The sequence below is a fragment of the Cellulomonas hominis genome (genome assembly GCF_014201095.1).
In the GTDB taxonomy this organism is placed as follows: domain Bacteria; phylum Actinomycetota; class Actinomycetes; order Actinomycetales; family Cellulomonadaceae; genus Cellulomonas; species Cellulomonas hominis.
The window spans coordinates 4,097,345-4,124,330 of sequence record NZ_JACHDN010000001.1; the positions used below are offsets into that span (position 1 = coordinate 4,097,345).

Here is a 26,986-nt window from a genome sequence, read left to right on the forward strand (position 1 = left end):
GCTAGGCCCGACGGCTCAGGCGGTCGCGCGCCCCGCGCCGACGATCGCCCGGGCGGGCAGGTGGAGCCGCCCGTCCGGGCCGGTGTGCCCGGCGGCGAGCTCGACGAACGCCTCGCGCAGGGCACACCGCCCGGCCGCCGTCTGGCCCCGGTAGGCGGCGCCGATGCTCGCGACGCCGCGCTCGACCGCGCTCCACCACAGGTCGGGGTCCACGACGTGCTCGAAGCCGATCTCCCCCGCGTCCACCGCGCCCAGCCCCGCGCCGCTCAGCAGCGACGCCAGCCCGCCCGGCGTGCGGGGGAAGTCCCGGGCGGCGGGGACCGTCGCTGACGCGGGGCGGACGCCGGCGCGCGCGAGCACATCGGCCCAGAGCTGCTGGGCGGGCCCCGGGGGCACCGGCCACACCGAGACGGCGACCCGGCCGCCCGGCCGCGCCGCGCGGGCGAGGGCGGCGGCCGCGGCGAGCGGGTCGCCCACGTGGTTGAGCACGAAGTTCGCCGCGACGACGTCGTAGCCCCCGCCGACCTCGGCCGGCAGGTCGGGCAGCGCCCCGACGAGCAGCCGCGCGCCGGGGACCGCCGCCCGCGCGAGGCCGACCATCTCCGGGTCGGGGTCGACGCCGGTCACCGTGCACCCGCGGGCCGCCGCGGCGAGGGCGACCGTCCCGGGGCCGGTCCCGACGTCCAGCACGCGGTCGCCCGGCCGCGCCCCGGCGGCGCCGAGCAGGGCCGGCACAGCGTGCGCGCACAGCGTCGCGAACGTCTCGGCGTACGCCGCGGCCGTCCCGGCCCAGGCGCGGCGCTTGGCGACGTCGTGGGCGGCGGCGGCGCCGCGGGCCTGTGCCTCGGCCGGATCGTGCGCGGGGGCGGGGTCGGGGTCGGGGTCGGCGGTCACAGCGGAAGCATGGGCGGCGCCGCGGCGCGATCCCGGGACCATCGTCCCCATCGGCCCCGGCGGCCGCGGGGCCGGCCCCGTCCCGCCCGCGGGGTGACGACTCCCCCGGTGCGACACGGACCTCGCGGACGTCACGTCGTGTGCGGGCCGGCGGGTCCGCCCCGCCCTGCGTCGCGGGGCGTGCGGGGCTCGAGCGCGGCGAGGGCCGCGGTGACGACGGCCGCGGTGAAGGCGGGGTCGAGCGGCCGGCGGGTGACCCAGCGGCGGTGGAAGACGGGCCCGGCGAGCAGGTCGAGCACGACCGCCGGGTCGGTGTCCGGTGGGATCTCCCCGCGGCTCGCCGCGCGTGCGAGGACGTCGTGCACGACGTGGTGGCGGGCGGCGGCCTGGGCGCGGTGCACCTCGGCGAACGCGGGGTCGCGTTCGGCGGCGTCGACGAGCCCTGCCATGATCGCCGCCGCGGGGCCGGAGGTCACGGCGTCCGCCAGGCCGGTGACGAGCTCGGTGAGGTCGCCGCGCAGCGTGCCGGTGTCGGGGTGCGGAGGGGCGGTGAGCGCGCCGTCGAACGCGTCGCGCACCAGCGCGGCCTGGTCGGGCCACTGCCGGTAGATCGTGGTCTTCGCGACCCCCGACCGCGCGCTGACCGCCTCGACGGTGGCGCCCGCGACGCCGCGCTCGGCGAGCAGCTCGAGCGTCGCGGCGAGCACGGCGGCGCGGGAGCGCACGACGCGCGGGTCGGTGGGGCGGGGCCGGTGGGCGGTCACGGCGCCGGCGCCCACAGGCCGCGGTGGTCGTGCACGTACTGCGCCAGGGTGCGGCCGGGCCGGCCGAGCAGGCGCTCGAGCGTGGGGTCGACGGTCTCGGCCTGCCCGCGGCGCAGGCCGGTGTGCAGGACGGTCTGCACGACGGCCTGGGTCCGGGGCCGGCCCTGCGCGTGCACGTGGCGCACGTACCGCACCGCGGACGTCGGCTCGTAGCGCACCGGGCGTCCGAGCTCGCGGGTGAGGACCGCGGCGACCCCCTGGAAGTCCAGGGCCTGCGGACCGGTGAGGGTGTAGCCGGCCCCGCGGTGCGCGGCCGGGTCGGCGAGCACGGCCGCGGCGACGTCGCCCAGGTCGCGCACGTCGATGAACGCGGCGCGGCCGGTGCCCGCGGGCAGCAGGATGCGCGAGTCGCCGACGATGTCGGTGCGGTAGGCGTCGGCGAGGTTCTGCGCGAAGAACCCGGGCCGCAGGATCGTCCACCCCGCGCCCGAGGACCGCAGGTGCGTCTCGACGCGGTGGTGCGGGACGACCCGGTTGGTGTCCGCCCCGGTGACCGAGGAGAACACCACGTGCGCCACCCCGGCGGCCACCGCCGCGTCGACGAGCGCGTTGAGCGTCGGCCCGACCGTCGCGATCGCCGGCGGCCGGACGAGGAACAGGGCGTGCGCCCCGGCCACCGCAGGACCGAACGTCGCCGGGTCGTGCAGGTCGAGGTGCACCGCCGCGGCCTCGGGGTGGAGCCGGGCCAGGCGCCGCGGGTCGGTTCCGGCCGCCCGCACCGCCGTCCCCCGGCCCAGCAGCGACCGCACCACCGCGCCGCCGACGTTGCCGCCCGCGCCCGTCACGACGACCGTGCCGGTCACGCGCCGGCTCCCGGGAAGCGTCCGGGGGCACCCGGGGCGGGCGGCGGCGGGACGCGCAGGTCGGCGCGTGGGGTCCGGGGCATGCCCGGCACTCTACGCTACGGGCGCGTAGCGAAATGGTGCCCGCTCACCACGCGACGCCCGGCTCGTACGTCGCGAACGTCCACTCGCGCCCCGGCGGGTCGAGCATGCGCCGCGGGCGCGTCCGGGTGGCTCGCGGGTCAGCGCGCGAGGAGCCCCCGGATCGCCGCCACCATCGCCGGGCTCGGGTCGTACCAGCGCTCCACCCAGTCGAGGACCGCCCGGGCCGACGCGGCGTTGCCGGGGTACCCCCGGACCAGCGCGGCCCAGTCGGGCTGCCGGTCGGTGCGCGCCTGCTCGACGCGGCGGGTGGCCTCGAACACGTCGGGGAACGGCTGCTCCGTCGCCTCGTCCAGCCGCAGGAGCGCGAGCACGTGGTCGACGGCGTAGACCTGGACGAACCGGTGCGCGGCCAGCCGCTCGCCCCGCAGCTCGCGGTGCAGGCCGACGAACAGGTTGGTCAGCACCTCGTCGAGGTGGTGCGCCACGGTGTCGCGCGCGTCGCGGGCCGGCACCGGGCGCGGCGGCGGCGCGAACCCCGGGCGACCCCGGACCACGCGCTCCCCAGCGAGCGGGATGCCGGGGAGCTCGTCCGCGGTGAACGTCGCGAACTCGAGGAACAGCCCGTCCGCGAGCAGCACCTTCCACCCGTCGTGCGTGTTCGGGAACGCGAACGCCACCCGGCCGCCGAGGCCCGCGAGCCACGCCGTCGACGCGACGTAGCGGTCCTTGGCCGCCCGGTCCTCGACGACGACGTAGAAGTCGAGATCCGAGTGGTCGTCGAACCGGGCGGTCTCGGTCCCCGCCGATCCGACGCCGACGACCGCGACCACGGCGGGGTCGGCGGTCAGGTGCTCCGCGAGGGCGTCGAGGCGCCGGAGGCTCGGGTGCAGGTCGGTGTCGAGCGGCATCGCGGTCGGCCCCTTCGTCGTCGGTCGGCTGCCAGAACGGTAGGGCCCGCCGGCGCCGGCGCGCGAGGGGCTACGCGTCCGGGTCGTCCCCGATCTCGCGGACCTCCTGCGGGCACCGGCACGCCTCCGCGATGCGCCCGGCCCAGTGCAGCGCCTCGTCCTTCGAGCCGACCTCGAGGATCGAGAACCCGCCGACGCCGGCCTTCGGGTCCGGGTACGGGCGCGTCGACACCGACCCGTCGGGGGCGACCACGCTCGCCGGGGCGCCGGGGATGCCGCCTCCCGTCACCCAGACCCCGGCGGCCCGGGCGTCCGCGACGACGCGGTGCGAGTCGACTCCGGCGCCGGCCAGGTCGTCCGGGGACAGGTGCGCCATCGCGCCGTCGTCGAACGAGATCAGGTACCGCGGCATGGTCGCCTCCGTCGCATCGTGCCGGCCGTCGGGCCCACTGTGACACAGGTCACTGCGCCGCGGCGCGGCGCCGCGAAAACAGGCTGCCCCCACCCCGCCGCGTGGGTACCGTCGCCGGATGGACGCACCGGAGGTCCCCGACGAGGTCCAGGCGTACTACGCGCTGGGGCGCGAGGAGCAGCGCCTGGAGCGCGGCTACGGGCTGCTCGAGGCGGTGCGCACCCGCGAGCTGCTCGACCGCTGGCTGCCGGCGGCGCCCGCGGAGGTGCTGGACGTCGGCGGTGCCGCCGGCCGGTACGCGCTGCCGCTCGCGGACGCGGGGTACGCCGTGCACCTGATCGATCCGGCGCCGCTGCACCTGCGCCAGGCCGAGGCGGCGAGCCGGTCGGCGCGGCGGCCGCTCGCCTCCGTCCGGGCCGGGGACGCTCGGGCGCTGCCGGTGGCCGACGCGAGCGCGGACGCGGTGCTCCTGCTCGGGCCCCTGTACCACCTCACCGAGCGCGCCGACCGGGTGCGGGCCCTTCGCGAGGCGGCGCGCGTGCTGCGACCGGGCGGCGTGGTCGTCGCGGCAGGGATCAGCCGGTGGGCGTCGGCGATCGACGGCGTCGTGGCGGGGTACCTGCGCGAGACGGAGTTCGGCGACATCGTCGCCGGGGACCTGGCCGACGGCGTGCACCGGAACGCGACCGGCCGGCCCGGCTGGTTCACGACCGCCTACTTCCACCGGCCCGAGGACCTGGTCGCCGAGGTGGTCGCCGCCGGGTTCGCGGCGGACGGGCCGGTCGCCGTCGAGGGGATCGGCCGGATGTCCCCCGACCCCGACGCGCTGCTCGGCGACCCGGCGACCCGCGCGCGGCTGCTCGGGGTGATCCGGGCGACCGAGCGGGAGCCCGCGCTGCTCGGTGCGGGCAGCCACCTGCTCGTCGCGGGCCGCCTCCCGGCGTGAGCGCCGCGCGTGTCAGCCGAGCAGGACCTGCGTCGCGCTCTCCTCGAGCATCGCCGGATCGCGCTGGACCAGCGGTTCCCGGCCCGGCGATGATCGGGTGCGTGCCGCACCAGGACACCCAGGACACCCAGACCCCGGACGCCGAGGAGCGCCTTCCGGGCGGCAACACGGGCGGCGCCGTGCGGGTGGGCGACTCGGTCCGCCGCCCGGCGGGACCGTGGACCCCGGCGGTCCAGCTGCTGCTGGCGCACCTGCGGGCGCGCGGCGTGACCGAGGTCCCCGAGCCGCGCGGGGTCGACGACCGGGGCCGGGACGTCACGGCGTTCGTGCCCGGGACGGTTCCGGCCTACCCGATGCCCGCGTGGGCCTGGGCCGACCACGTGATCGCCGAGGCCGCCGCGCTGCTGCGCCGGGTGCACGACGCGTCCGCCGACCTGGACACGGCGGGGCTGGTGTGGCGGCTGCCCGCGCGCGAGCCCGCGGAGGTGGTGTGCCACAGCGACGCGGCGCCGTACAACCTCGTGTTCGCCGACGGGCACGTGGTCGGGCTCATCGACTGGGACACGGCCGCGCCCGGCCCGCGGGTCTGGGACCTGGCGTACCTCGCGTACCGCCTGGCGCCGCTCGGCCCCGCGGCGGCGGATCCCGAGGACGTGCCGCTGGTCGAGCGCGCGCGGCGGCTGGCGCTCCTGTGCGCCGCGTACGGCCGGGGCGTGCGGGAGCGGGACGTGCTCGTGGCGGTCCCCGGGCGGCTCCGGGCGCTGGCGGACCACACGCGCGCCCGCGCGGCCGGCTCCCCGGAGCTGCGGGCGCACGCGGACGCGTACACCGCGGACGCGGCGTGGGTCGAGGGCGCGACCGAAGCCCTGCTCGCCGCGCCGTGACCCGCGAGGTGGACCGCCGGGTGACCACGCACCCCGGTTGGATCGCCCTCGTGGCGCGGGTTCGTCGACCGCGCACGGGACCCGCACGGGTCAGCCGTGCGAGGGCTCCCCGGTGCCCGTGACCGTGGTCAGCAGGATCGCCGCGTCGCTCAGGGCCTCCACCCCGTGCCGGTCGTGGGTGAGGGTCACGAGGTAGCCGGCCGGCAGGGTGTCCACGCGGTCGGCCGTGGAGACCCCCACGGTGCCGCGCAGGACGAGGATGCTCCCCGCGGGCGGCGAGTTGTGGTCCGCGAGCCGGGTGCCCTTGGTCAGCGCGATGACGGTCTGCCGCAGCGGCCCGTCGTGCACCACGAGCTGGGCGGACCGGCCGTGCGGGTCCTCGTGGGCGAGCGCGATCTGGTCCTGGGCGAGCTGGTGGGTGTCCATGCGGCGTCCTTCCGTCGTCGTCGGCGGCTGAGGTGGGTCCACTCTGGCACGCGGGGACCCGGCGGGCGGCGCTACCGCCCGGCCACGGTCTCGGGGCGTTTCTGCTTCGCGGGCCGCGCGGGTTCGTCCTCGCCGTTCCACACCTGGACGGCACCCCAGATGGACGCGGCGATCGGCACGGCCAGGACGGCGCCGGTGATGCCGGCGAGCACCGTGCCGACGGTCAGCGCGACCAGGATGACGAGCGGGTGCAGGCGCAGCGAGCGGCCCATGACGACGGGCTGGAGCAGGTCGCCCTCGAGCTGGTTCACCGCGACGACGATCGCCACGACGATCAGCGCGTCCACCCAGCCGTTCGCGACGAGCGTGACCAGCGCGGCGAGGATGCCGGCGAGCGTGGCCCCGACCAGCGGGATGAACGCCAGCAGGAACACCAGCACGGACAGCGGGATCGCCAGCGGGACCCCGACGACGGCGAGGCCGATCCCGATGCCGATCGCGTCCACCGCGGCCACGATCGCCGTGCCGCGCACGTAGCCGCCGAGCGTGGTCACGGTGCGGTCGCCGACCCGCTTGGCGCGGGCGTAGTGCTCGCCCTCGAAGGGCCGGAGCAGGAACTCCCAGATCTTCGGCCCGTCCTTGAGGAAGAAGAACAGCACCACGACCATGAGGAAGAAGCCGGTGAGGAAGTTCGCGGTGGCCGAGAACCCCGCGGCGGCGCTCGCCCCGAACGACGACGACGTGAGGAACCCGGTGACCGTCTCCCGGGCGTCGGCGAGCTGCTCCTCGGAGATCTGCACCGGCAGCGCCGTCAGCCCGTCCTGCAGCTGGCCGAAGCCCTCGACGGCCTGGTCGGCGAGCTCGTCCCACTGGTCGACGACGGCCCGCACGACGGCCCACAGCACCCCGGCGAGCACGGCCACCACGAGGACCAGGGCCACCCAGGTCGCGAGCATCGACGGGAACCCGCGCCGCCGCAGCCAGGAGACGAGCGGGTGCATGGCGGCGGCGAGCACGAGAGCGATGAGCACGGGGATGACGACGAGCGTCAGCCGGGTGATGCCGAAGGCGACGACGGCGACCACCGCGATGAGCGCGAGCAGCTGCACCGAGCGGGTGCCGATCCGGCCGAAGCCGTCCGCCCACAGGCTCGCGACCGTCGGCCCGGTCCGCACCCGGGGCGGCGCGACCACCGTCCGCGGCGCGGGCGCCCCCGGCCCGGGCCCCCGTCGTCGTCCGAACATCCGCATCCGCCCTCCGCTCGTGCCGTGCCGGCCCTGGCCGTCCTGGGACGCTACGGGCCCCCGGGACGGTCCGCGACCGGGGACGTCCACCGTTCGGCGTACCCCGGTCTCCACCCCGGGGCCGATGCCGTCCCCGGGGTGGCGCGGCAGGCTGGGTGCCATGGCCCAGACCAGCGACCCCCGGCTCACCGACGCCCGCGCCCGCCGGCGCGCGGAGGTGCTCGCGCGCCGGCGGCGGGTGCGCACCCGGCTGCCGCTGGACGCGGCGCTGCGGATCGCGCTGGACCCGGGGACGGACCGCTCCCTCAGGGCGTGAGCACGACCTTCTCGCAGTCGTCCTGCTTGGTCTTGAAGATCTCGTAGCCGTGCGCCGCCTCCTCGAGCGGCAGGCGGTGCGTGATGATCCGGGCGGGGTCGAGCGCGCCGCGCTCGATGTGCCCGAGCAGCGGCTCGAGGTAGCGGTGCACGTGGCACTGCCCGGTCCGCAGCGTGAGCGAGCGGTTCATCCAGGCCCCGGCGGGGAACTTGTCGAGGAGCCCTCCGTAGACCCCGATCACCGAGACGACGCCGCCGCTCCGGCAGGACAGGATCGCCTGCCGCAGAGCGTGCGGGCGCTCGGTCTCGGACCGGACCGCCTGCTTGGCCCGGTCGTAGGCCTCGACGTGCAGGGCGCCGTGCGTCGCCTCCATGCCGACGGCGTCGACGCACGCGTCCGGGCCCCGGCCGCCCGTGAGCTCGAGCAGCGCCGAGCGGATGTCGAGGTCGGACGGGTCGAGCGTCTCGTGCCCGGCGGCCTCGGCGTGCGCGCGCCGGTAGCCCTCGGGCTCGATGACGACGACGCGCTCGGCCCCGAGCAGGCGGGCGGAGTCGGCGGCGAACTGGCCGACCGGCCCGCCGCCCCAGACGGCGACGACCTGCCCGGGCTGGATGTCGCACATCTCGGCACCCATGTAGCCGGTGGGCAGGATGTCCGACAGGAACAGGACCTGCTCGTCGGTGAGGCCGGGCGGGACGCGCAGCGGGCCCACGTCGGCGAACGGGACGCGGACGTACTGCGCCTGGCCGCCGGCGAACCCGCCGGTGAGGTGCGAGTACCCGAAGATCCCGGAGACCGGGTGCCCGAACATCTTCTCGGACGCGCCGGCGTTCGGGTTGGAGTTCTCGCAGCACGACCACAGCCCCCGCACGCACGCGGTGCACGCCCCGCAGGCGATCGGGAACGGGACGACGACCCGGTCGCCCACGCGCAGCCGGTCCGGCGCGACCCCGGGGCCGACCTCGACGACCTCGCCCATGAACTCGTGCCCGAGGACGTCGCCCTTCTGCATGGTGGGCACGTAGCCGTCCACGAGGTGCAGGTCCGACCCGCACACCGCGGTGGAGGTGACCCGCACGATCGCGTCCCGCGCGTTGAGGATGCCGGGGTCCGGCACGTCGGCGACCTCGACGGAGTTCCGCCCCGTCCACGTGACGGCCCTCATGCCAGCGCCTCCGCCCGCTCCTCGGCCGTCAGCGGCTGCGCGGCGTGCTGCGGGAACTCCTGGCGGGCCCGCTTGCCGCCGGGCGCGCCGTCGGACCGCACGACCTCGCCGGTCTCGAGCACCTGCTTGGCCCGGCGCAGGTCGTCGTCGAGCGCCTGGTGCGGGGACTCGCCGAAGAACCGCGCGACGGCCTCGCCGAGCGGGCCGCCCGGGACGGTGTAGGCCATCCGGACGCGGATCTCGGTGCCCTGGTCGCCCGGGGCGGGGACGAACCGCACGTCCCCCTCGGTGCCGACGGCGGAGCCCTTCCGGGACGCCCAGGCGATGCGCTCGCCGGGCACGTCGGCGGTGGTGTCGGCCTCCCACTCGACGGTGCGGCCGAAGGGCGCGGTGGCCCGCCAGCGCGTGCCGCCGTCCGGCAGCACCGTCACCTCGTCGAGGTGGCTCATGAACGTCGGCAGGTCGGCGAACCGGTGCCAGAAGTCGTAGACGTCGCCCGGCGGACGCCGGACGGTCGTGGTCGCGTGCAGCTCCATCGCGCACTCCCGGGGGTGGCGGGGCCGGCGGCGCCCGGCGCGAGGTGCTGCACGCCCGGACCGGCCTCGGACCCTCGACGCTAGGTCGGGGCCGGCGCGCCCGCACCCGGGGCGGCCGGCGGCACGAACCGCCAGCCGTCGGCGACCAGCCCGGGCAGCACCTCGCGGACCGCCGCGACCGTGCCCCACCGGTCGCCGCCGCCATCGTGGGCGAGGACGACGGCCCCGGGCCGGACGGCTGCGCGCAGCCGGGCGGCGAGCACCGGCGCGTCCTGGGTGAGCCAGTCCCCGATGACGGTGCCCAGGCCGAGCGGCTGCATCCCGAGGTCGGCGGCGACGCGCGCCGTGCAGCCCCACGAGCCGTTCGCGGGCCGGTAGTACGGCACGGGGGCGGCGTCGTCGCCGAGCGCCTCGCGGATGTCCCGCAGCGTGGCGAGCAGGTCGGCGCGGACCAGGGCGGACGGCGCGTCGCCCAGGTCCGCGTAGCTGCTGCCGTGGTTGGCGATCACGTGGCCCTCGGCGGCGGTCCGGCGCAGCAGCGCGGCCCCGCCGGGCGCGCGGACGCGCTCACCGACCACGCAGAACGTCGCCCGGACCCCCGCCGCGGCGAGGACGTCGAGCAACGCGTCGGTCGGCCCGGGCTCGGGCCCGTCGTCGAACGTGAGGGCCACGACGCGCCCGCTGCCCCGCGCCGTCTCGACCGGCACGTCCGTCGGGCTGTCGCCGGGGGTCGCCGTCGGGCAGACTTCGTCGTCGGGGTGCGGCACGGCGGCAGTCTCCCGCGGCGCGGGCGGGCGTGTCAATCGTTATCGATACCGTTTTCCAGGGGCTAGGATCCCCCGTCATGGGGCAGCGAGTGACCATCACCGACGTCGCGCGGACCGCGGGCGTGTCGGTGGCGACGGTCTCGAAGGTGATCAACGGCCGGTACGGCGTCGCGCAGGCGACGACCACCCGGGTCATGGAGGTCATCGACAGCCTCGGCTACGAGTCCAGCCTCGTCGCCCGCAGCCTGCGCTCGCACCGGACGCACGTGATCGGCATCCTCGTCGCGGAGTTCGAGCCGTTCTCCGCGGAGATCCTCAAGGGCGCCGCCGGCGCGCTCGCCGACACCGGGTACGAGCTGCTCGCCTACACCGGCGGCCTGCACGGCAGGGGCGCCGGGTGGGAGCGCCGGTACCTGTCCCGGCTCAGCGGCACCCTGATCGACGGCGCCGTGCTGGTCACGCCGACCGTGGTGGACGCGGACGCCGGCGTGCCGGTGGTCGCGATCGACCCGCACACCGGCCCGACCGGCCTGCCCACGGTGGACTCCGACAACCTCGGCGGCGCCGTCCTCGGCACGGAGCACCTGCTCGGGCTCGGGCACCGGCGGATCGCGTTCGTCGGCGGACGCCCGGACCTCGAGTCCTCCCGGCTGCGCGAGCAGGGCTTCCGGCAGGCGATGGCCGCCGCGGGCGTCGACGTGGACGAGCGGCTGGTCCGGGCCGGCGACTACCGCAAGGAGTCCACGGTCGAGCCGGCCCGCGAGCTGCTGGCCCGCGACGACCGCCCCACCGCGGTGTTCGCCGCGAACGACCTCTCGGCGATGGCCACCATCGACGTGGCCCACGAGCTCGGGCTCGCCGTGCCGCGCGACCTGTCGGTGATCGGCTTCGACGACATCCCGGAGTCCGCGCAGACCGACCCGCCGCTGACCACCGTGCACCAGCCGATCCAGGCGCTCGGTGCGGCGGCGATCGGGATGCTCACCGCGCTGCTCGACGGCGGGGACACCTCCGACCCGCACGTCCGGCTGCCCACCTCGCTCGTGCGCCGCGGCACCACCGCCGCGCCCGCCGCCCCCTGAGCCCGATCCGAGCCCCCCGCACCGCCCGCACGAAGGAGTGCCATGACCCGCCCCGCCGCCCTCGCGCACCGCGCCGCCCGCGCCGAGGTGACCGTGCTCGGCCGCGACGGCACCCCGCTCGCGGACGCCGACGTCACCGTCGCCCAGACCCGGCACGCGTTCGGCTTCGGCTGCACGGCGTTCGAGGTGCTGCCGGTGGCGAGCGGCGAGGAGCCCGAGGCGCCCGCGGGCCAGCTGGACCGCTGGCTCGACCTGTTCAACGTCGCGACCCTGCCGTTCTACTGGGCGCAGTTCGAGCCGGAGCGCGGCCGGCCCGCGACCGGGCGGCTGACGCGCGCGGCGCGCTGGCTCGCGGACCGCGGCGTCGCGGTGAAGGGCCACCCGCTCGCCTGGCACACGCTCGCCCCCGCCTGGCTGCGGGACCTGCCGGAGGACGAGGTGGCCGCGGCGGTCCGGGGCCGGATCACCCGGGACGTCACGGACTTCCGCGGGCTCGTCGGCACGTGGGACGCGATCAACGAGGTCGTCATCATGCCGGTGTTCGACAAGGAGCCCAACGGCCTGACCCGGCTCGCGGCGCGCGACGGCCGGGTGGCGACCGCCCGGCTGGCGTTCGAGGCGGCGCGCGCCGCCGACCCGGGCGCGACCCTGCTGCTCAACGACTTCGACCTGTCCGCCGACTACGAGCGCCTGATCGAGGACTGCCTGGCCGCGGGCGTGGCGATCGACGCGATCGGCCTCCAGACCCACATGCACCAGGGCTACCGGGGCGAGGAGTGGACGCGCGGGATGCTCGACCGGTTCGCGCGGTTCGGCCTGCCGCTGCACCTCACCGAGACGACGCTGCTGTCCGGCGACCTCATGCCGCCCGAGATCGTGGACCTCAACGACTGGCAGGTGCCGTCCTGGCCGTCCACCCCGGAGGGCGAGGCGCGGCAGGCGGACGAGGTGGTCCGGCACTACACGACCCTGCTGGAGCACCCGGCGGTCGCCGCGGTGACCTACTGGGGCCTCGGCGACGTGGGTGCCTGGCTGGGCGCGCCTGCGGGGCTGCTGCGCGCCGACGGCACCCCGAAGCCCGCGTACGACGCGCTGCACGCCCTGGTGAAGGGCGCGTGGTGGCTGCCGCCGACGCCGGTGCGAACCGACGCCGGCGGCAGGATCGTGCTGGACGGGTTCCTCGGGGACTACCGCGTCGAGGCCGGCGGTGGCGCGGCGGACGTGACGCTCGCCGCGGACGGTGCCGCCCTGGTCGCCCGGGTCAGCGGCTGAGCGTGTACGGCTCACCGGCGACGATCCGCCGGTACTCCCCCGCGCCGCCGAGCCCGCCGACCAGGCGGTCGGCCAGCGCCCGGCCGCGGTCCGAGAGGATCGCGTCGTGCACCGGCGCGGCGACGCGCGGCCGGACGGCCCGCACGTAGTCGATGGCCTCGGACAGCTTCAGCCACGGCCCGGCGACGGGCACGAGCAGCAGGTCGACGGACGTGCCCGCGGGCGGCGGGGTGAGCGAGTCGCCGGGGTGCAGCACCGCGTCGTCCACCAGGTAGGCGACGTTCGCGGCCCCGGGCAGGTCGGGGTGCACGACCGCGTGCTGCTCCCCCAGCGCCCGGACGGCGAACCCGGCGGCGGTGAACGCGTCGCCGTCGGCCGCCGCGTGCAGCCGTTCCCGGGGCGCGCCGGCCTCCGCCAGCAGGTCGACCACGACCGCGGGCGCCCACACCTCCAGGTGCGGGCGGGCGGCGAGGGCCGCGACCAGCCGCGCCGGGTCGACGTGGTCGATGTGCTCGTGGGTGACCAGGACCGCGTCGGCGTCGTCCAGGACGGCGGGGTCGCCGAAGGCGCCGGGGTCGAGGACCAGGCGGCGACCGTCGCGCTCGAGGCGGACGCAGGCGTGGCCCCAGTGGGTGATCGTGGTGCTCATGCCCTCAGCATCGTGCGCGGCCGGGGGCGCGTCGAGCCGGGCCGGTCAGGCCGGCGCCGCGGGGGCCGGCGCGGGCTGCTCCGACCCGCGGCGCAGCCACGCGGTCCCGACGTGCGCGACGACCACCGCGACGATCACCAGCGGCATGAGCGTCAGACCGGACCCGAGGAGCAGCGTCGCCAGCAGCACGGACGTCAGCGGCAGCCGCAGCATGACGACCGACATCGCCCCGATGCCCATGGCCGCCCCGGCGAGCGCCGGCAGGCCCGGCAGGTGGGAGAGCGCGAGGCCGCCGGCGGCGCCGAGGAACATCGCCGGGAACACCGGCCCGCCGCGCAGCGCCCCGAGGGACAGCCCGTAGCCCGCGCCCTTGCAGAGCAGGAGCAGCAGCAGGGCGCCGACCGTGTGGTCATCCGCGGACAGCAGCAGCGGCCCCAGCGCCTCCTGCCCGGAGAGCAGCACCTCGGACACGTCGTGGCCGGTCGTCCCCGCGTACAGCCACGCGAGCGCGCCGACCGCCAGGCCGACCACGACCGCCACCGCGACCGGCCGGACCGCGGCCCGGCCCGCGACGGCCCGCCCGACCCGGACGATCACCCAGCCGAGCAGCGGCGCCACCAGCCCGATCGCGACGGCCCAGCCGAGCTGCGCCAGGTCCGGCCGCGCCGGCGTCGGCAGGTCCGGGATGGTCAGCGCCACCACCCCCAGCCCGGTGACCGACCCGAGCCCCACCATGACCAGCGCGCCGATGCCGGCGGCGAGCAGCCCGGGCAGCAGCACCAGCCCGAGCGCGGCGCCGCCGAGCGCCGACGCCTCCATGAGCAGGAACGCGCCGACGAGCGGGTTGCCGATCAGCAGGCTGATCGCGGCGAAGCTGCCCGCGGCCCCGAGCAGCAGCACGGCGCGCTCCGGCAGGTCCCGGCGCAGCAGCCGGGCCGCCCAGGCGGTCGCCCCGGCCCCGAGGGCGATGAGCGGCGCCTCCGGCCCGATGACCGCCCCGAGCGTCAGCCCGGCCAGCGCGGCGAGCGCGACGCCGGCGATCTCCCGCGGCGCGGGGGGCGGGGCCCCGGTCGAGAACCCGTTCACCGGCACGTGCCCGCCCCGCCCCGGCAGGTACCGGATGCACAGGCCGACCAGCAGCCCGCCCAGCCCGACCCACGGCACGCCCCACCAGGCCGGCGTGCCGTCCATGCCGAGTGCCGACGGCAGGTCGTCGTACACCAGCTCGGTGCCCTCGCTCACCAGGTGCAGGAACCCCCACGCCGCGGCGGACACGGGCACGCCCAGCACGGCGCTGAGCACCAGCAGGCGCACGTACGCCCGGGAGTGCAGCGTCGACGGGTCCGCCCCGAGGACGGGGTGGGGGGCCTCCACGCTCCGATGATGCCCGGGGCGACCGTCCGGGGGCCTCACCCGGGTGGAGTGAGGTCCGCGGGCCCGGCGGATTCCGCGTCGGCGCTGGTGGCGGGCTACCGTGTGGCTCGTGCTGGTGCTGGGAGTGTGCTCGCTCAAGGGCGGCGTGGGGAAGACCTCGGTGACGCTCGGGCTCGCCTCGGCGGCGCTCGAGCGCGGGCTGCGCACCCTCGTGGTGGACCTGGACCCGCAGGGCGACAGCACGCTCGCGCTGGCCACGGCGCCGGCAGAGGCCGACGTCGCCGCGGTGCTGGACTCCCCGTCGGCCGAGTCCCTCGCCGCCGCCACCGCGCCGAGCGCGTGGGCCGAGGCGGGCCTGGACGTGCTGGTCGGCTCGGCGGCGTCCTCCCGGCACGACGCCTACGACGGCCAGGCCGCGGATGTCGACCGCCTGCGGTTCGCGCTCGCCTGGGTGCACGACTACGACCTCGTGCTGGTGGACTGCCCGCCCTCGCTCGGCGGCCTGACCCGGACCGGGCTGACCGCCTGCGACCGGGCTGTGGTCGTCACCGAGCCTGGGCTGTTCTCCGTCACCGCCGTCGGGCGGGCCATGCGGACGATCGACGACCTGCGGCGCGGACCGGCGGGCCAGCTGCAGCCGCTCGGGGTCGTCGTGAACCGGGTGAAGGCCCGGTCGGTGGAGCAGGCGTTCCGGCTCGAGGAGCTGCGGGGGCTGTACGGGCCGCTGGTCCTCACGCCGTTCGTGCCCGAGCGCGCCGCCCTCCAGCAGGCGCAGGGCGCCGCACAGCCGGTGCACGCCTGGCCCGGGCCGGGGGCGCGCGAGCTCGCGGGTGCGTTCGACGAGCTGCTGGACCGCGCGCTGCGGGCGCCGCGGACCTGAGCCCGGCGGGGCCCGGACGCCTCGGCGGCTCGGCTGAGTCAGCCCGCGTTGCGGGCGGCGCGGCGCGCGGCGAGCTCGTCGTGCGCGTGCGCCACCGGGGACTCGTCCTCCGCGCGCTCGGTCGGCAGCTCCGCGAGCGTGCCCTCGACCTCGCGCCAGACGCGCCCGACCGCGATGCCGAACACGCCCTGGCCGCCCTGCACGAGGTCGATGACCTCGTCGGCGGAGGTGCACTCGTAGACGCTCGCGCCGTCCGACATCAGCGTGATCTGCGCGAGGTCGTCGACGCCACGCTCGCGCAGGTGGCCGACGGCCGCGCGGATCTGCTGGAGCGAGACGCCGGTGTCGAGCAGGCGCTTGACGACCTTGAGCACGAGGATGTCGCGGAACGAGTACAGCCGCTGGGTGCCGGAGCCGGTCGCGGGGCGCACGGACGGCTCGACCAGGCCGGTGCGGGCCCAGTAGTCGAGCTGGCGGTACGTGATGCCGGCCGCGCGGCAGGCCGTCGGCCCGCGGTAGCCGGTCGTGACGTCGAGGTCCGGCAGGTCGTCGCCGAACAGCAGGCCCTGCGCACGCTGGGGGACGCCGCCTGCCGCCTCGGCGGTCTGCTCGGTGCCGGTCACGGGGGTCCTCCGCTCGTCGCGTCCGTACCCGCCGGTGCGGCGGTCGCGGATCGGTGCTGTTCTGGGTGCAACGCTAGGGCCGGTGCGGGGGGCGGTCAACGACCGCGCCGCCCGCGGTTCCCGGCGTGTCGCGCACGGCGTGTCTCACCCTCCACCTGAGGTTGAACCTAGGGCGACCGGCCCCCCGGCTCACCGCGCTCGAAGTCGTCCGGCGACACGTGGTCGAGGAACTCCCGGAACTGCGCGACCTGCTCCTCGGGGCTGCCGTCGGCCTCCTCGTCCTCGGGCGTCGCCGGCGTGGCCTCGACCCCCACCTCGGCCAGCACGTCCGTCGCGCACAGCACCGGGCAGCCCACCCGCACCGCCAGCGCGATCGCGTCGGACGCGCGCGCGTCCACCCGGGTCGGCCCGTCCCCCAGCACCAGCGCCGCGTGGAACACGCCGCCGACCAGCTCGGTGATCTCCACCTGCCGCACGCGCACGTCCAGGGACGCCAGCACGTCGCGGAGCAGGTCGTGCGTCATCGGGCGCGGCGGCACCACCCCGGCCTGCGCGGTCGCGATCGCCCCGGCCTCCGTCGGCCCGATCGCGATGGGGACGATCAGCTCCCCCACCGGCTCGAGGAGCAGCACCACGAGCTCGTCGTCGCCGGGGTGCCGGCGTACGCCGAGGACCTCGAGCTCGACCAGGTCGTCCTCGTGCATGCGGTCCACGCTACGTCGGCGCGCCGGTCCGCGCACCGTCCGGGGACCGGGCCGGGTCCGCTCGGGTCCGCTCGGGTCCGCTACGGCGCGAGGTCCGCCACGCCCGCGCGCACCAGGGCGGTGTGCAGCCGGGTGCAGAGCTCCCCGACCTCGGCCGCCACGGTGCTCGCGCGGCCGCGCGCCGACGGCGAGGACTGCCCGCGCCACGGAGCCACGACCGTCTCCACCATGTCGATCTGCCGGTCGGCCGCGCTGCGGAACGGGCGCAGGTGCCGGGCCTCGATCCCGTGCTCCGCCAGCGCGGCGGCGGCCAGCACGACGTCCTTCGCCCAGGCGTCCAGGTGCCCGGACGGGGTCGGCCGCAGCACGCCCGCCTGCACCAGGTCGACGACGATCTGCTCGTCCACCGCCGCCTCGCGGGCCAGCGCGGCGGTCGTGTACCGGGCCTCGGCCGGGCCGGAGCGCGGGACGCCGTCCTCCGTGACGATGAGCGCGGGCGACAGCGGTTCCGACTCGGTGCCGGCGTCGAGCGCGGCGAGCCGCTCCCCGATCACCTTGAGCGGCACGTACCGGTCCCGCTGCTCGCGCAGCACGAACCGCAGGCGCTCCAGGTCGGCGGGGCTGTACTGCCGGTAGCCCGCCGGGGTCCGCACCGGGTCGACCAGGCCCTGCTCCTCGAGGAACCGGAGCTTGGAGTTGGTCACCGCCGGGAACTCGATCCGGAGCGCGGCGAGCACGTCCGAGATCCGCATGGTCGCCTGCCGGGACAGGCCGCGGGGCCACGGGCCCGGGGCCTCCTCGGGCGTGGCGGCCGCCTCGGGGCGGTCCGCCGGGACCGGCGCGGGCTCGGGACGGCGGGCGGGGCGCGCCGGGCTCACTGCGCGGGACCGGCCGGCTGGCCGCCCGGCCGGGCCGCGGGGCTCGGGTGGAACGTCATGCGGAACTTGCCGATCTGCACCTCGTCGCCGGCGCGGAGCACCGCGGAGTCGATCCGCTCCCGGTTCACGTACGTGCCGTTGAGCGAGCCGACGTCCCGCACGACGAAGTCGTCGAGCTCCCGGACGAACTCCGCGTGCTTGCGGGACACCGTCACGTCGTCCAGGAAGATGTCGGCGTTCGGGCTGCGGCCCGCGACCGTGCGCTCGGCGTCGAGCAGGAACCGGGCGCCCGAGCTCGGGCCGCGCTGCATCACGAGGAGCGCCGACGTGCGCGGCAGCGCCTGGACGGCCGCGGCCTGCTCCGCGGTGAGCCCGACCGGCCCGGCGGACTCGAGGTCGAGCCCGCCGAGCGACCCGAAGCTGATCGTCGTGTCGGGGGTGGCGGGCGCCGTCGCCCCGTCCGGCGCCGTCGGGGGCGTCGCGCCACCCGGCACCTGCTGCTCGTCGCTCATGCCAGCCTCCAGACCTGCTGCAACACCTGCCCCGACCTGCACCGGGGTCCCCGACAGCCTAAAGGTCCCGGGCCCGGTGAGCACAGCCCGCCTCCTGGGTGACGTGCGCCGCGCGGCGCGGCCGCTCAGTCGTCGGCCGAGCGCGGCGTCGCGAACTGCGGGTCCGGCACCGTGCGCGTCGCGGTCACCTCGACCAGGTCGTGGGACTCGACCCCGGCCGTGCCGCCGTCGATCTGCACCTTGGCGAGCGCGCCGCCGGGGATCGCCAGGGCCGTCGCGATGGTGTCCGGGTCGCCGATCGCGACCCAGCGGTACGGCGGCGAGATCAGGGTGCCGTCCACCTCGACGCCGTCGTCCGTGCCGAGGACGTAGGACGACGCCGTGAGGCGCTGGTCGTTGAGCTGCACGGCCTCCGCGCCGGCGTTCCGGAGCTCCTCGAGCACGTTCAGCAGCGTGAGGGCCGAGACCTGCTGCTCCGGGTCCCGGACGGTGATCGTCACGCCCGGGCCCTCCGCGGGCAGCCGCCCGGACAGGATGCCCTGGGCGGCCGCGCTGCGGGTGGCCGCGTCCAGGGCGGCCTCCCGGCTGGTCGACCCGGACTGCAGCTCCTGGTGCGTGCGCTCGAGCTCGGAGACCTGGTCCTGCAGCTCGTCGGCCTGGCGGGTCGTCTGGTCCAGCAGCGAGACGAGCTCGGACTCGCGCATCGTCGTGAGGCTCTCCGCGTCCGTCTGGCGCACCTGCACCGCGATCGCGAAGCCGAGCAGGACGCACAGCACGCCGGTGAGCGCCTGCGCGCGGGTCGCGCGGGGCCGCAGGGCCCGGCCGAGGGCCCGCCAGCCGACGACGGGCTGCGGGTCGCGTGCCGGTGCGGCGTCGTCGGGCACCGTCATGCCTTGAACACGTGCCGGCGGATCGCCGCCACGTTCGAGAAGATCCGGATGCCGAGCACGACCACCACGCCGGTGGACAGCTGCGAGCCGACGCCGAGCTGGTCGCCGAGGAACACGATCAGCGCGGCCACGACGACGTTCGACAGGAACGACACGAGGAACACCCGGTCGTCGAACAGGCCGTCCAGCACGGCGCGCAGGCCGCCGAACAGCGCGTCCAGCGCCGCGACCACCGCGATCGGCAGGTAGGGCTGCAGCACCGCCGGGACGGTCGGCTCCAGCACCAGGCCCGCCACCACGCCGATGACCAGTCCGATGACCGCGATCACAGGTCCCCCTCGCTGTCGTGCGCGTCGCCGGCCGCCGCCCGCGGCTCCGGCCCCGTGGACAGTGTGCCCGACGGCTGGGCGGTCCCGGACGGACTCCGGTCCCCGCCGGGGACGACCGCGACGCCCTCGGGCAGCCGGGCCGACCGCAGCGTCACCGTCCCCGCCGCCGGAAGCGCGAGCTCGCGCTGCGACGACACCTGCGTGCGGATGCCGTACGTCGACTGCAGGACCGCCAGCAGCTGCCCGCCCGACGTCCGGGTGAGCCGGGTCTGCATCTCCTGCGGGTCGCCGACCGCCTCGATCGTGTACGGGCCGACCAGCGGCACGACGTCCACGAGGATGGCGTCCCCGGCGGTGCGGATCGCGGTGGTCGTGGCGAGCCGCTCGCCGTTCACCGCGATCGCCTCCGCGCCGGACGCCCAGAGGCCGTTGACGACGATCTGCAGGTCGCTGTCCCGCACGCGGGAGTCCGGGTCGTCCGCCCCGACCGCCTGGTCCGCGTCCTCGAGCGTGATCCGCAGCCCCTCGCCGCCGACCGCCGCGGCGCCCGACGTGATCGAGTCGGCCGCGAGCTGGTCGAGCAGCGGCGACTCGGCCGCCGACAGCGCGCCCTGCTGCAGCGTGCCGATCTCCTCCGCGAGGGCGGCGCTGCGGTCGCGCAGCCGCTCCACCTCCGCGCTGCGCTCCTCGATCTGCCCGGCCAGCACCTCGCGCGCGGCGAGCGCCGACGGCTGCGGGGCGCGCAGCGCGAGCACCGACCAGGTCGTCGCCGTGCCGAGTGCCACGGCGAGCACGACGACCGCGGCGGTCCCCACACCCCCGCGCCGCCGGGTCTTGCCCTGGCGGGCGCGGCGCTCGGCGGCGTCCCGGTACTCCGGGTCGAGCGGGTTGCGGATCACCTCGGTCAGCAGGGACATCGAGGCGTCCGGGCGGCGGGCGCCCGGTCCGGGGCCCGTCGTGCGCGCGGGGCCGGGTGCGGCGGCGCCGTCGCGTGGGGTCACACGGCCACCGTGCGGGGCTCGCCCGCGTCCGCGCCGCCCCGGCGGCCCACGAGCGTCCACGCCTGCCGGACGTACAGCAGGCCGGCGAACCAGTAGAGCGCGACGCCCCACCAGGCGCAGGCCCAGCCGAGCACCGACGCGACGTCGCCCACCCAGGTGCCCCAGTGCGCGAGCAGCAGCAGCGGGAAGGCGTACAGCAGGGCGAACGTGCCGGCCTTGCCCGCGAGGTGCACCTGCAGCGGGCCGTAGCCGTGCCGGGCGAGCACGATCAGCATGACGAGCAGCATCGCCTCGCGCGCCAGCAGCACCGCGACCAGCCACCACGGGACGACGTCGCGCGCCGCCAGGCCGAGGAGGGTCACGAGGATGAACAGGCGGTCGGCCGCGGGGTCGAGCACCTGGCCGAGCCGGGACACCTGCCCCAGCCGGCGCGCCAGCACGCCGTCCAGCCAGTCGCTCGCGCCGGACACCGCCAGCACGACCAGCGCCCAGCCGTCGTGGCCCGCCGCGATCAGCACCGCGAAGACCGGCACCATCAGCAGCCGGACCAGGCTGATCACGTTGGGCACGGTCAGGACGCGGTCGCTCACCACGTCGCGCTCGGCCACGCCCGCTCCTGCCTGTCGTTCCTGATCAACGCCCCATCCTACGCACCGGTCCCCCACCCCCAGGGCCACGTCAGCCACCCGCTCGGGGCCGGTGTGGTTCGCTGGGCGGCATGGCCCACGTCAACGACCCCGCCGTGATCCGCCGCCTGCTCACCTCGCGCGGCACCTGGGCGGTCGTCGGGCTGTCGACCAACCGCGCCCGTGCCGCGTACGGCGTGGCGGCGTACCTGCAGGACCTCGGGCAGGCGGTCGTGCCGGTGCACCCGCGCGCCGAGACGGTGCACGGGGCAGCCGGCGTGAGGACCGTCGCCGAGGCGGTCGCGGCGGCCGGGCGCGTCGACGTGGTGGACGTGTTCGTCAACTCCGCGCTCGCCGGGGACGTCGTGGACCAGGCCGTCGCCGCGGGGGCGGGGGCGGTGTGGCTGCAGCTCGGCGTCGTGGACGAGGACGCGGCGGCGCGGGCCGCAGCGGCGGGGCTCGACGTGGTGATGGACGCGTGCCCGGCGATCGAGGGCCGGCGGCTGGGCCTGGGCTGAGGGGTCCGGGCCGGGCGGCGCGGGCCGCTGTGCCCGAGGTCACCGCGCCCCGTCCGGCGGTGGCGGGGGCCCGCCCGGTACGATTGGGGCATCTCGGAGTGAGTCGCAGGTTCCCGTGATGTGCGTGCCGAGGCCCAGGGCCTCGTGATGTGTGGGTGTGGGAGCGCGACTCGACGACCGGCCGACCGGGCCGGATGACGCAGCTCCCCCCAGCGACACGAACGGTGCCTGACCCGATGACGTCTGTGCTCGACCCTGCCCTGCCCGCGGACGACGCCCCCGAGGCGCCCGCCGTCACCTTCGCCGACCTCGACCTGCCCGCGCCCCTGCGCGCCGCCGTGACCGAGCTCGGCTTCACCACGCCGACCGCCATCCAGGCGGAGGCCATCCCCGCGCTGCTGTCCGGCCGGGACATCACCGGCGTCGCCCAGACCGGCACCGGCAAGACCGCCGCGTTCGGCCTGCCGCTGCTCGCCGCCGTCGACCCGGAGCGCCGCGAGGTGCAGGCCGTGGTGCTCGCGCCGACCCGCGAGCTCGCCATGCAGGTCGCGGAGGCGCTCGAGTCGTTCGCCTCGCACCTGCCCGGACTCGAGGTCGTCCCGGTGTACGGCGGCGCGCCGTACCTGCCGCAGCAGCGCGCGCTCAAGGGCGGCGCGCAGGTCGTCGTCGGCACGCCCGGCCGCGTGATCGACCACCTGGACCGCGGCAGCCTGGTCCTCGACGCCGTGCGCTTCCTCGTGCTGGACGAGGCCGACGAGATGCTCCGCATGGGCTTCGCCGAGGACGTGGACCGCATCGCGTCCGCCGCCCCGGCCGAGCGCCAGGTCGCCCTGTTCTCCGCGACCATGCCGCAGGCGATCCGCCGCGTGGCCGCGCAGCACCTGACGAACCCCGTCGAGATCACCGTGTCCCGGCAGTCGTCCACCGTGACCAGCGTCAAGCAGACGTACGCGGTCGTGCCGTTCCGGCACAAGGCCGGCGCGCTCGCCCGCGTGCTCGCGGTGACGGACGCCGACGCGGCGATCGTGTTCGTCCGCACCCGCAGCGCGGCCGAGGACGTCGCGGTCTCCCTCGTGGAGCGCGGCGTGGCGGCGGCCTACATCTCCGGCGACGTCGCGCAGGCCGACCGGGAGAAGATCGTCGAGCGCGTGCGCACCGGGGCGATCAACGTCCTGGTCGCCACCGACGTCGCCGCGCGCGGCCTGGACATCGAGCGCATCGGCCTGGTCGTCAACTTCGACGTCCCCGGCGAGCCCGAGGCCTACGTGCACCGCATCGGCCGCACCGGCCGCGCGGGCCGCACCGGCGAGGCGCTGACCTTCGTCACCCCGAACGAGCAGGGCCGGCTGCGCGCCATCGAGCGCACCACGCGCCAGCGGCTCGAGCAGATCGACATCCCGTCCCCCGCGGACGTCTCCGCGCACCGGGTCGCGAAGCTGCTCCAGCGGGTGCCCGCGCGCCGCGACGCCGGCCGCCTGGACCTGTACCGCACCGCGGCCGGGGAGTTCCTCGCCGCGCACCCCGAGGTGGACACCGCCGAGCTCGTGGCCGTCCTCGCGGCGCTCGCCGTCGGCGACGAGGGCCCCGCGCCCCGCGCGACCGAGGGCGACGACCTGGACGACGCCCTGTCCCGGGCCCGGCTCGCGCCCGAGCGCGGCGCCCCCCGCGGCCGGGACGGCGGCCCCGAGGGCGAGCGGCGCCGGAACCCCGCGCGCCCGACCGGCGGCCTGCGGTACCGCGTGTCCGTCGGGCACCAGCACGGCGCGCAGCCCGGCGCGATCGTCGGTGCGCTGACGAACGAGGGCGGCCTGCACGGCAAGGACCTCGGGAAGATCGACATCTTCTCGACGTTCTCGCTCGTAGAGATCCCGGGCGGCCTCTCGCCCGAGGCGTTCGACCGCATCGGGCGCGCCCGCGTCGCCGGCCGCCCGCTGCGCATCCGCGTGGACGAGGGCCCGCGCGGCGGCGCCCGCCCGGAGCGCGGCGCCTCCCGCGGCCCGGCGCACCACACCCCGCGCGACCGGGACCGCGACCGCGACGCCCGCCCCCGCCGGACGTCCGCCCCGCGCTGACCCGCCGCGAGGGCCGCGCCCGCCCCGTTCCCCCCGCGCGCCGATGGCTCGCCCCGCCGGCGCGGCCCCCGGAGCGGGACCGGGTCGGGCGCCGGGCTCGCCGAGATCGGCGCTCCCGACCGAGATCGGTCGCCGCACCGACCGATCTCGGCGCGGGCGACCGATCTCGGCGTCCGCTGTGTGCCGAGGTACGGCCGGCGCGCGGGCGGGGACGTCGTCCCGGGGCGGGTCAGGCCGCGGCGGTGACGACCTCGCGGACGGCCGCGACGAACGCGTCGACGTCCTGCTCGCGGGTGTCGAAGGCGCACATCCACCGCACCTCGCCGGTCGCGGCGTTCCAGTCGTAGAACCGCCGGACCTCGCGCAGCGCGTCGGCGCAGCCTGCGGGGAGGGCCGCGAACACCGCGTTCGCCTCGGTCGGCTGCGTGACCCGCACGCCGGGGACCTGGGACACCCCGGCGCTGAGCCGCGCCGCCATGGCGTTCGCGTGCCGGGCGGACCGGAGCCACAGGTCGCCCTCGAACAGGGCGATGAGCTGCGCCGACACGAACCGCATCTTGGACGCGAGCTGCATGTCGACCTTGCGCTGGTAGGCGATGCCGGGCGTCGACCCGGGGGTGAGCTCGACGACGGCCTCCCCGAACAGCGCGCCGTTCTTGGTCCCGCCGAGCGAGATGACGTCGACGCCCACGTCGGTGGTGAGCGCGCGCAGGGGGACGTCGAGGGCGGCGGCCGCGTTGACCAGCCGCGAGCCGTCCAGGTGCACCCGCAGGCCGAGGGCGTGCGCGTGCTCGGCGACCGCCCGGATCTCGTCGGGCGTGTACACCGTGCCGAGCTCCGTGGCCTGGGTGATCGAGACCACGCCGGGCTGGGCGCGGTGCTCGTCGCCGAAGCCGTGGGCCCGGGTCGCCACGAGCTCCGGGGTGAGCTTGCCGTCGGGGGTCGGCACGGTGAGGAGCTTGAGGCCACCGACCCGCTCGGGCGCGGCGTTCTCGTCGGTGTTGATGTGCGCGGTCTCCGCGCAGATCACGGCGCCCCAGCGGGGCAGCATGGTCTGGAGCGCGAGGACGTTCGCGCCGGTCCCGTTGAACACCGGGTACGCCGTGGCGTCCGGGCCGAACAGCCCGCGGAGCACCTCCTGCAGGTGCGCGGTGTACGGGTCGGCACCGTAGCCGGGGACGTGCCCCTCGTTGGCGGCGGCCAGGGCGGCCAGGATCTCGGGGTGCACCCCGGCGTAGTTGTCGGAGCCGAGCTCGCGTCGGTCGGGGTCGTGCAGTCTGTCCACCCGACCATCCTGCCGCAGCGTCAGGGCTGCCCCGCGCGCGCCGCCCGGCACTCGGCGCAGGTGCCGACGAGCTCGATGGTGTGCTCGACGTCGGAGAAGTCGTGGGCGCCGGCCACCTGCTCGGCCCAGGCCTCGGCACCGGGACCGTCGATCTCCACGGCCTTGCCGCAGTAGCGGCAGACCAGGTGGTGGTGGTGGCTGCGCCGCACGCAGCGCCGGTAGACGGCCTCCCCCTCCGGGGAGCGCAGCACGTCCACCTCGCCGGCGTCGGCGAGCGTCTGGACGGCGCGGTAGACGGTGGCCAGGCCCGTGGTGGAGCCCTGGCCCTTGAGCAGGTCGTGCAGCTGCTGGGCGCTGCGGAACTCGTCGAGGTCGTCGAGCAGCGTGAGGATCTCCGCGCGCTGCTTGGTGTTGCGCTGCATGACGGCCATCGTGCCTGCTCCTTCCCGCTCCGCCCCCGTCGGGCGGTTGACAATCATACTCAACACCGGCGGCGGCCCGGGCAGTCCCGGACCGCCCCCGGGACGCCGCGAGCCGGGGGCCCCGACGGGACCCCCGGCTCGCGGTGCGGTGCGGGGTCGCTCAGTTGGCGACGGCGCGCTTGAGGGCGCTGCCGGCGGTCAGCTTCACGCGGTAGCCGGCCGGGATGTCCAGCTTCTCGCCGGTCTGCGGGTTGATGCCGGTGCGGGCGGCGCGGTCGGCGCGGGACACCGCGAGCAGGCCGGGGATGGTCACGCTCTCGCCGGCGCTGAGCTGCTCGACCAGGACCTCCTGGAAGGCCTTGAGGGCGGCGTCGGCAGCGGTGTTGGTGAGCCCGGCCTTGGCGGCGATGGCCTGGACGAGCTCGGTGCGGTTCACGCTCACGGATGTGCTCCTTGTGGATCGAACGGGGTGTGCGGTCCGTGCGGCTGCCCCGCGGGGCGCTGATCCCGGCGGACCGACGCGGACGACCTTAACGGCACATGGCACCCTTCCCGCACAACCACGCGGGTCAGGCGTGTCCCGGACCCCTCAGACGGGGGTCGCCCGGCGGCCCTCGAGGTGCCCCAGGAGGCGGTCCAGGGGCCACGCGTCGAGCACCCGGTCCGGCCCGATGCCGTGGGCGGCGGCCCGGTCGCACCCCACCGGCTGCCAGGACAGCTGCCCGGGCGCGTGCGCGTCGGTGTCGATCGTGAACAGGCAGCCGGCGTCCACGGCGACGTCCAGCAGCGCGTGCGGAGGGTCCAGGCGGTCGGGCCGGCAGTTGATCTCGACCGCCACGCCGTGCTCCGCGCAGTCGGCGAAGACGGCCTCCGCGTCGAACTCGCTCTGCGGGCGCTGCCGCTTGCCGGTCAGCTGGCGCCCGGTGCAGTGCCCCAGCACGTCCACCAGGGGGTTCGCGACGGCGGCGCGCATCCGGCGGGTCATCGCGGCGCGGTCCATCCGGAGCTTGGAGTGCACCGACGCGACGACGACGTCGAGCCGGTCCAGCAGCTCCGGCTCCTGGTCGAGGGCCCCGTCGTCCAGGACGTCGACCTCGATGCCGGTGAGCACCCGGAACGGCGCGATGGCCCGGTTGAGGGCGTCCAGGGCGTCGAGCTGGGCGCGCAGCCGCGCGGGCGACAGGCCGTTCGCCACCGTCAGCCGCGGCGAGTGGTCCGTGATCGCGAGGTACTCGTGCCCGAGCTCCATCGCGGCCAGCACCATCTCCTGCGCGGTGGTGGACCCGTCGCTCGCCTCGGTGTGGGCGTGCAGGTCCCCGCGCAGGACCGCCCGCAGGTCCGCGCCGGCGCCGGTGGCCTCGGCGGCGGGGTACTTCTGCTCGAGGTCGACGAGGTACGGCACCGGTCCCCCGGCGGCCGCCGCGTCGGCGACCTCCGCGGTGCGTGCGCCGACGCCGGGCAGGTCGGTGAGGGTGCCCGCCGCCAGGCGCGCGGCGAGCTCACCGGCGTCGAGCCGCTCCAGGGACCGCACCGCGGCGCGGAACGCGTCCGCCCGGTACGACGTCGCGCCGCCGCGCTCGAGCAGGTACGCGGCGCGCCGCAGCGCGGCGACCACGTCGGACCGGACCTGCGCGGCGTCCGCGCCCGTGCCGGCCACGCC

32 protein-coding genes are annotated in these 26,986 nt (G+C 76.9%); 8 read left to right on the top strand and 24 right to left on the bottom strand.

The window, feature by feature from the left end; translation table 11 throughout:
* Positions 1-15: 15 nt before the first annotated feature.
* From HNR08_RS19400 to HNR08_RS19420, 5 genes are all read right to left on the bottom strand, one after another.
* Positions 16-894, bottom strand: a complete 879-nt coding sequence (locus tag HNR08_RS19400) for a class I SAM-dependent methyltransferase (RefSeq protein WP_221286387.1) — start codon at positions 892-894, stop codon at positions 16-18.
* A 131-nt stretch (positions 895-1,025) separates the two neighbouring features.
* A complete protein-coding gene (locus tag HNR08_RS19405; protein ID WP_146839953.1) occupies positions 1,026-1,658 on the bottom strand; it encodes a TetR/AcrR family transcriptional regulator in 633 nt (210 codons plus the stop codon).
* Complete coding sequence (locus HNR08_RS19410; RefSeq protein ID WP_146839955.1) at positions 1,655-2,521, bottom strand: NmrA family NAD(P)-binding protein; 867 nt, start codon at positions 2,519-2,521, stop codon at positions 1,655-1,657. Before HNR08_RS19410 ends, HNR08_RS19405 begins: the two co-directional genes overlap by 4 nt.
* Positions 2,522-2,742: 221 nt before the next feature.
* Positions 2,743-3,513, bottom strand: a complete 771-nt coding sequence (locus tag HNR08_RS19415; protein ID WP_146839957.1) for a hypothetical protein — start codon at positions 3,511-3,513, stop codon at positions 2,743-2,745.
* Between the two features lie 70 nt (positions 3,514-3,583).
* Positions 3,584-3,925 carry a YciI family protein gene (locus HNR08_RS19420; RefSeq protein ID WP_146839959.1) on the bottom strand — a complete coding sequence of 114 codons (342 nt, stop codon included), beginning with the start codon at positions 3,923-3,925 and terminating at the stop codon, positions 3,584-3,586.
* Positions 3,926-4,043: 118 nt separating this feature from the next.
* Between HNR08_RS19420 and HNR08_RS22055 the strand changes: the two genes are divergently transcribed.
* Both HNR08_RS22055 and HNR08_RS19430 read left to right on the top strand, forming a co-directional pair.
* The gene (locus HNR08_RS22055; RefSeq protein WP_146839961.1) at positions 4,044-4,871 is read left to right on the top strand and encodes a class I SAM-dependent methyltransferase; all 828 of its coding nucleotides are present in this window, start codon (positions 4,044-4,046) and stop codon (positions 4,869-4,871) included.
* 101 nt (positions 4,872-4,972) lie between these two features.
* Positions 4,973-5,755: a phosphotransferase gene (locus HNR08_RS19430; RefSeq protein ID WP_221286388.1), complete on the top strand. Its 783-nt coding sequence runs from the start codon at positions 4,973-4,975 to the stop codon at positions 5,753-5,755.
* A 90-nt stretch (positions 5,756-5,845) separates the two neighbouring features.
* On the opposite strand, the gene HNR08_RS19435 is transcribed toward HNR08_RS19430, so the two are convergent.
* Positions 5,846-6,181 (bottom strand): cupin domain-containing protein, encoded by a 336-nt coding sequence (locus HNR08_RS19435; protein ID WP_146839965.1) that lies wholly within the window; start codon positions 6,179-6,181, stop codon positions 5,846-5,848.
* A gap of 71 nt (positions 6,182-6,252) precedes the next feature.
* The gene (locus HNR08_RS19440; protein ID WP_420867778.1) at positions 6,253-7,431 is read right to left on the bottom strand and encodes an AI-2E family transporter; all 1,179 of its coding nucleotides are present in this window, start codon (positions 7,429-7,431) and stop codon (positions 6,253-6,255) included.
* Between the two features lie 154 nt (positions 7,432-7,585).
* Here HNR08_RS19440 and HNR08_RS19445 point away from each other — a divergent pair, with 154 nt between their 5' ends.
* Positions 7,586-7,741: a hypothetical protein gene (locus HNR08_RS19445; RefSeq protein ID WP_168431187.1), complete on the top strand. Its 156-nt coding sequence runs from the start codon at positions 7,586-7,588 to the stop codon at positions 7,739-7,741.
* Here HNR08_RS19445 and HNR08_RS19450 read toward each other — a convergent pair.
* From HNR08_RS19450 to HNR08_RS19460, 3 genes are all read right to left on the bottom strand, one after another.
* A complete protein-coding gene (locus HNR08_RS19450; RefSeq protein WP_146840780.1) occupies positions 7,731-8,906 on the bottom strand; it encodes a zinc-dependent alcohol dehydrogenase in 1,176 nt (391 codons plus the stop codon). The two genes, HNR08_RS19445 and HNR08_RS19450, sit on opposite strands and share 11 nt — an antisense overlap.
* Complete coding sequence (locus HNR08_RS19455; protein WP_146840781.1) at positions 8,903-9,442, bottom strand: SRPBCC family protein; 540 nt, start codon at positions 9,440-9,442, stop codon at positions 8,903-8,905. The genes HNR08_RS19450 and HNR08_RS19455 overlap by 4 nt, the downstream gene beginning before the upstream one ends.
* An 80-nt stretch (positions 9,443-9,522) precedes the next feature.
* A complete protein-coding gene (locus tag HNR08_RS19460; protein WP_246803219.1) occupies positions 9,523-10,209 on the bottom strand; it encodes a polysaccharide deacetylase family protein in 687 nt (228 codons plus the stop codon).
* Positions 10,210-10,286: 77 nt separating this feature from the next.
* Between HNR08_RS19460 and HNR08_RS19465 the strand changes: the two genes are divergently transcribed.
* Positions 10,287-11,291, top strand: a complete 1,005-nt coding sequence (locus HNR08_RS19465) for a LacI family DNA-binding transcriptional regulator (protein WP_146840783.1) — start codon at positions 10,287-10,289, stop codon at positions 11,289-11,291.
* 42 nt (positions 11,292-11,333) lie between these two features.
* Positions 11,334-12,563: an endo-1,4-beta-xylanase gene (locus tag HNR08_RS19470; protein WP_146840784.1), complete on the top strand. Its 1,230-nt coding sequence runs from the start codon at positions 11,334-11,336 to the stop codon at positions 12,561-12,563.
* Here the strand turns inward: HNR08_RS19470 and HNR08_RS19475 are convergent.
* Together HNR08_RS19475 and HNR08_RS19480 are read right to left on the bottom strand one after the other, a co-directional pair.
* On the bottom strand, positions 12,553-13,212 hold the full coding sequence (locus HNR08_RS19475) for an MBL fold metallo-hydrolase (RefSeq protein ID WP_146840785.1): 660 nt from the start codon (positions 13,210-13,212) through the stop codon (positions 12,553-12,555). The genes HNR08_RS19470 and HNR08_RS19475 overlap by 11 nt on opposite strands.
* Before the next feature lie 45 nt (positions 13,213-13,257).
* The gene (locus HNR08_RS19480) at positions 13,258-14,586 is read right to left on the bottom strand and encodes a chloride channel protein (RefSeq protein ID WP_146840786.1); all 1,329 of its coding nucleotides are present in this window, start codon (positions 14,584-14,586) and stop codon (positions 13,258-13,260) included.
* 109 nt (positions 14,587-14,695) lie between these two features.
* Between HNR08_RS19480 and HNR08_RS19485 the strand changes: the two genes are divergently transcribed.
* The gene (locus HNR08_RS19485; RefSeq protein ID WP_168431192.1) at positions 14,696-15,466 is read left to right on the top strand and encodes an AAA family ATPase; all 771 of its coding nucleotides are present in this window, start codon (positions 14,696-14,698) and stop codon (positions 15,464-15,466) included.
* Between the two features lie 38 nt (positions 15,467-15,504).
* Here the strand turns inward: HNR08_RS19485 and HNR08_RS19490 are convergent, their stop codons facing one another.
* The 8 genes from HNR08_RS19490 to clsA all read right to left on the bottom strand — a co-directional run bounded on the left by HNR08_RS19490 (position 15,505) and on the right by clsA (position 21,011).
* Complete coding sequence (locus HNR08_RS19490; RefSeq protein WP_146840746.1) at positions 15,505-16,089, bottom strand: MerR family transcriptional regulator; 585 nt, start codon at positions 16,087-16,089, stop codon at positions 15,505-15,507.
* 167 nt (positions 16,090-16,256) lie between these two features.
* Positions 16,257-16,793 carry a bifunctional nuclease family protein gene (locus HNR08_RS19495; RefSeq protein WP_246803215.1) on the bottom strand — a complete coding sequence of 179 codons (537 nt, stop codon included), beginning with the start codon at positions 16,791-16,793 and terminating at the stop codon, positions 16,257-16,259.
* Between the two features lie 80 nt (positions 16,794-16,873).
* A complete protein-coding gene (gene ftsR / locus HNR08_RS19500) occupies positions 16,874-17,671 on the bottom strand; it encodes a transcriptional regulator FtsR (protein WP_371862418.1) in 798 nt (265 codons plus the stop codon).
* Entirely contained in the window at positions 17,668-18,183 is a 516-nt protein-coding gene (locus tag HNR08_RS19505) for an FHA domain-containing protein (protein WP_146840747.1), read from the bottom strand. Before HNR08_RS19505 ends, ftsR begins: the two co-directional genes overlap by 4 nt.
* A gap of 125 nt (positions 18,184-18,308) precedes the next feature.
* A complete protein-coding gene (locus HNR08_RS19510; protein ID WP_146840748.1) occupies positions 18,309-19,073 on the bottom strand; it encodes a DUF881 domain-containing protein in 765 nt (254 codons plus the stop codon).
* Entirely contained in the window at positions 19,070-19,402 is a 333-nt protein-coding gene (locus HNR08_RS19515; protein WP_146840749.1) for a small basic family protein, read from the bottom strand. The genes HNR08_RS19510 and HNR08_RS19515 overlap by 4 nt, the downstream gene beginning before the upstream one ends.
* Complete coding sequence (locus tag HNR08_RS19520) at positions 19,399-20,403, bottom strand: DUF881 domain-containing protein (protein ID WP_146840750.1); 1,005 nt, start codon at positions 20,401-20,403, stop codon at positions 19,399-19,401. Before HNR08_RS19520 ends, HNR08_RS19515 begins: the two co-directional genes overlap by 4 nt.
* Positions 20,400-21,011 carry a cardiolipin synthase ClsA gene (gene clsA, locus HNR08_RS19525; RefSeq protein ID WP_146840751.1) on the bottom strand — a complete coding sequence of 204 codons (612 nt, stop codon included), beginning with the start codon at positions 21,009-21,011 and terminating at the stop codon, positions 20,400-20,402. The genes HNR08_RS19520 and clsA overlap by 4 nt, the downstream gene beginning before the upstream one ends.
* A gap of 110 nt (positions 21,012-21,121) precedes the next feature.
* Here clsA and HNR08_RS19530 point away from each other — a divergent pair, with 110 nt between their 5' ends.
* On the top strand, positions 21,122-21,547 hold the full coding sequence (locus tag HNR08_RS19530) for a CoA-binding protein (protein ID WP_146840752.1): 426 nt from the start codon (positions 21,122-21,124) through the stop codon (positions 21,545-21,547).
* Between the two features lie 236 nt (positions 21,548-21,783).
* Complete coding sequence (locus HNR08_RS19535) at positions 21,784-23,619, top strand: DEAD/DEAH box helicase (RefSeq protein WP_146840753.1); 1,836 nt, start codon at positions 21,784-21,786, stop codon at positions 23,617-23,619.
* 229 nt (positions 23,620-23,848) lie between these two features.
* Here the strand turns inward: HNR08_RS19535 and HNR08_RS19540 are convergent, their stop codons facing one another.
* From HNR08_RS19540 to HNR08_RS19555, 4 genes are all read right to left on the bottom strand, one after another.
* Positions 23,849-24,904 carry a threonine aldolase family protein gene (locus tag HNR08_RS19540; RefSeq protein WP_308169183.1) on the bottom strand — a complete coding sequence of 352 codons (1,056 nt, stop codon included), beginning with the start codon at positions 24,902-24,904 and terminating at the stop codon, positions 23,849-23,851.
* Between the two features lie 20 nt (positions 24,905-24,924).
* On the bottom strand, positions 24,925-25,326 hold the full coding sequence (locus tag HNR08_RS19545; protein ID WP_210737247.1) for a Fur family transcriptional regulator: 402 nt from the start codon (positions 25,324-25,326) through the stop codon (positions 24,925-24,927).
* 160 nt (positions 25,327-25,486) lie between these two features.
* Positions 25,487-25,768, bottom strand: coding sequence for an HU family DNA-binding protein (locus HNR08_RS19550; protein WP_146840281.1), 282 nt, complete (start codon positions 25,766-25,768; stop codon positions 25,487-25,489).
* 147 nt (positions 25,769-25,915) lie between these two features.
* Positions 25,916-26,983 (bottom strand): PHP domain-containing protein, encoded by a 1,068-nt coding sequence (locus tag HNR08_RS19555; RefSeq protein ID WP_146840283.1) that lies wholly within the window; start codon positions 26,981-26,983, stop codon positions 25,916-25,918.
* Positions 26,984-26,986: the final 3 nt, after the last annotated feature.

Coding starts and splice junctions, on each gene's coding strand:
- HNR08_RS19415 (WP_146839957.1), bottom strand. CDS start 3,513: ATGCCGCTCGACACCGACCTGCACCCGAGCCTCCGGCGCCTCGACGCC.
- HNR08_RS19420 (WP_146839959.1), bottom strand. CDS start 3,925: ATGCCGCGGTACCTGATCTCGTTCGACGACGGCGCGATGGCGCACCTG.
- HNR08_RS22055 (WP_146839961.1), top strand. CDS start 4,044: ATGGACGCACCGGAGGTCCCCGACGAGGTCCAGGCGTACTACGCGCTG.
- HNR08_RS19435 (WP_146839965.1), bottom strand. CDS start 6,181: ATGGACACCCACCAGCTCGCCCAGGACCAGATCGCGCTCGCCCACGAG.
- HNR08_RS19440 (WP_420867778.1), bottom strand. CDS start 7,431: ATGCGGATGTTCGGACGACGACGGGGGCCCGGGCCGGGGGCGCCCGCG.
- HNR08_RS19445 (WP_168431187.1), top strand. CDS start 7,586: ATGGCCCAGACCAGCGACCCCCGGCTCACCGACGCCCGCGCCCGCCGG.
- HNR08_RS19450 (WP_146840780.1), bottom strand. CDS start 8,906: ATGAGGGCCGTCACGTGGACGGGGCGGAACTCCGTCGAGGTCGCCGAC.
- HNR08_RS19455 (WP_146840781.1), bottom strand. CDS start 9,442: ATGGAGCTGCACGCGACCACGACCGTCCGGCGTCCGCCGGGCGACGTC.
- HNR08_RS19465 (WP_146840783.1), top strand. CDS start 10,287: ATGGGGCAGCGAGTGACCATCACCGACGTCGCGCGGACCGCGGGCGTG.
- HNR08_RS19470 (WP_146840784.1), top strand. CDS start 11,334: ATGACCCGCCCCGCCGCCCTCGCGCACCGCGCCGCCCGCGCCGAGGTG.
- HNR08_RS19475 (WP_146840785.1), bottom strand. CDS start 13,212: ATGAGCACCACGATCACCCACTGGGGCCACGCCTGCGTCCGCCTCGAG.
- HNR08_RS19495 (WP_246803215.1), bottom strand. CDS start 16,793: ATGCACGAGGACGACCTGGTCGAGCTCGAGGTCCTCGGCGTACGCCGG.
- HNR08_RS19505 (WP_146840747.1), bottom strand. CDS start 18,183: ATGAGCGACGAGCAGCAGGTGCCGGGTGGCGCGACGCCCCCGACGGCG.
- HNR08_RS19510 (WP_146840748.1), bottom strand. CDS start 19,073: ATGACGGTGCCCGACGACGCCGCACCGGCACGCGACCCGCAGCCCGTC.
- HNR08_RS19530 (WP_146840752.1), top strand. CDS start 21,122: ATGGCCCACGTCAACGACCCCGCCGTGATCCGCCGCCTGCTCACCTCG.
- HNR08_RS19535 (WP_146840753.1), top strand. CDS start 21,784: ATGACGTCTGTGCTCGACCCTGCCCTGCCCGCGGACGACGCCCCCGAG.
- HNR08_RS19545 (WP_210737247.1), bottom strand. CDS start 25,326: ATGCAGCGCAACACCAAGCAGCGCGCGGAGATCCTCACGCTGCTCGAC.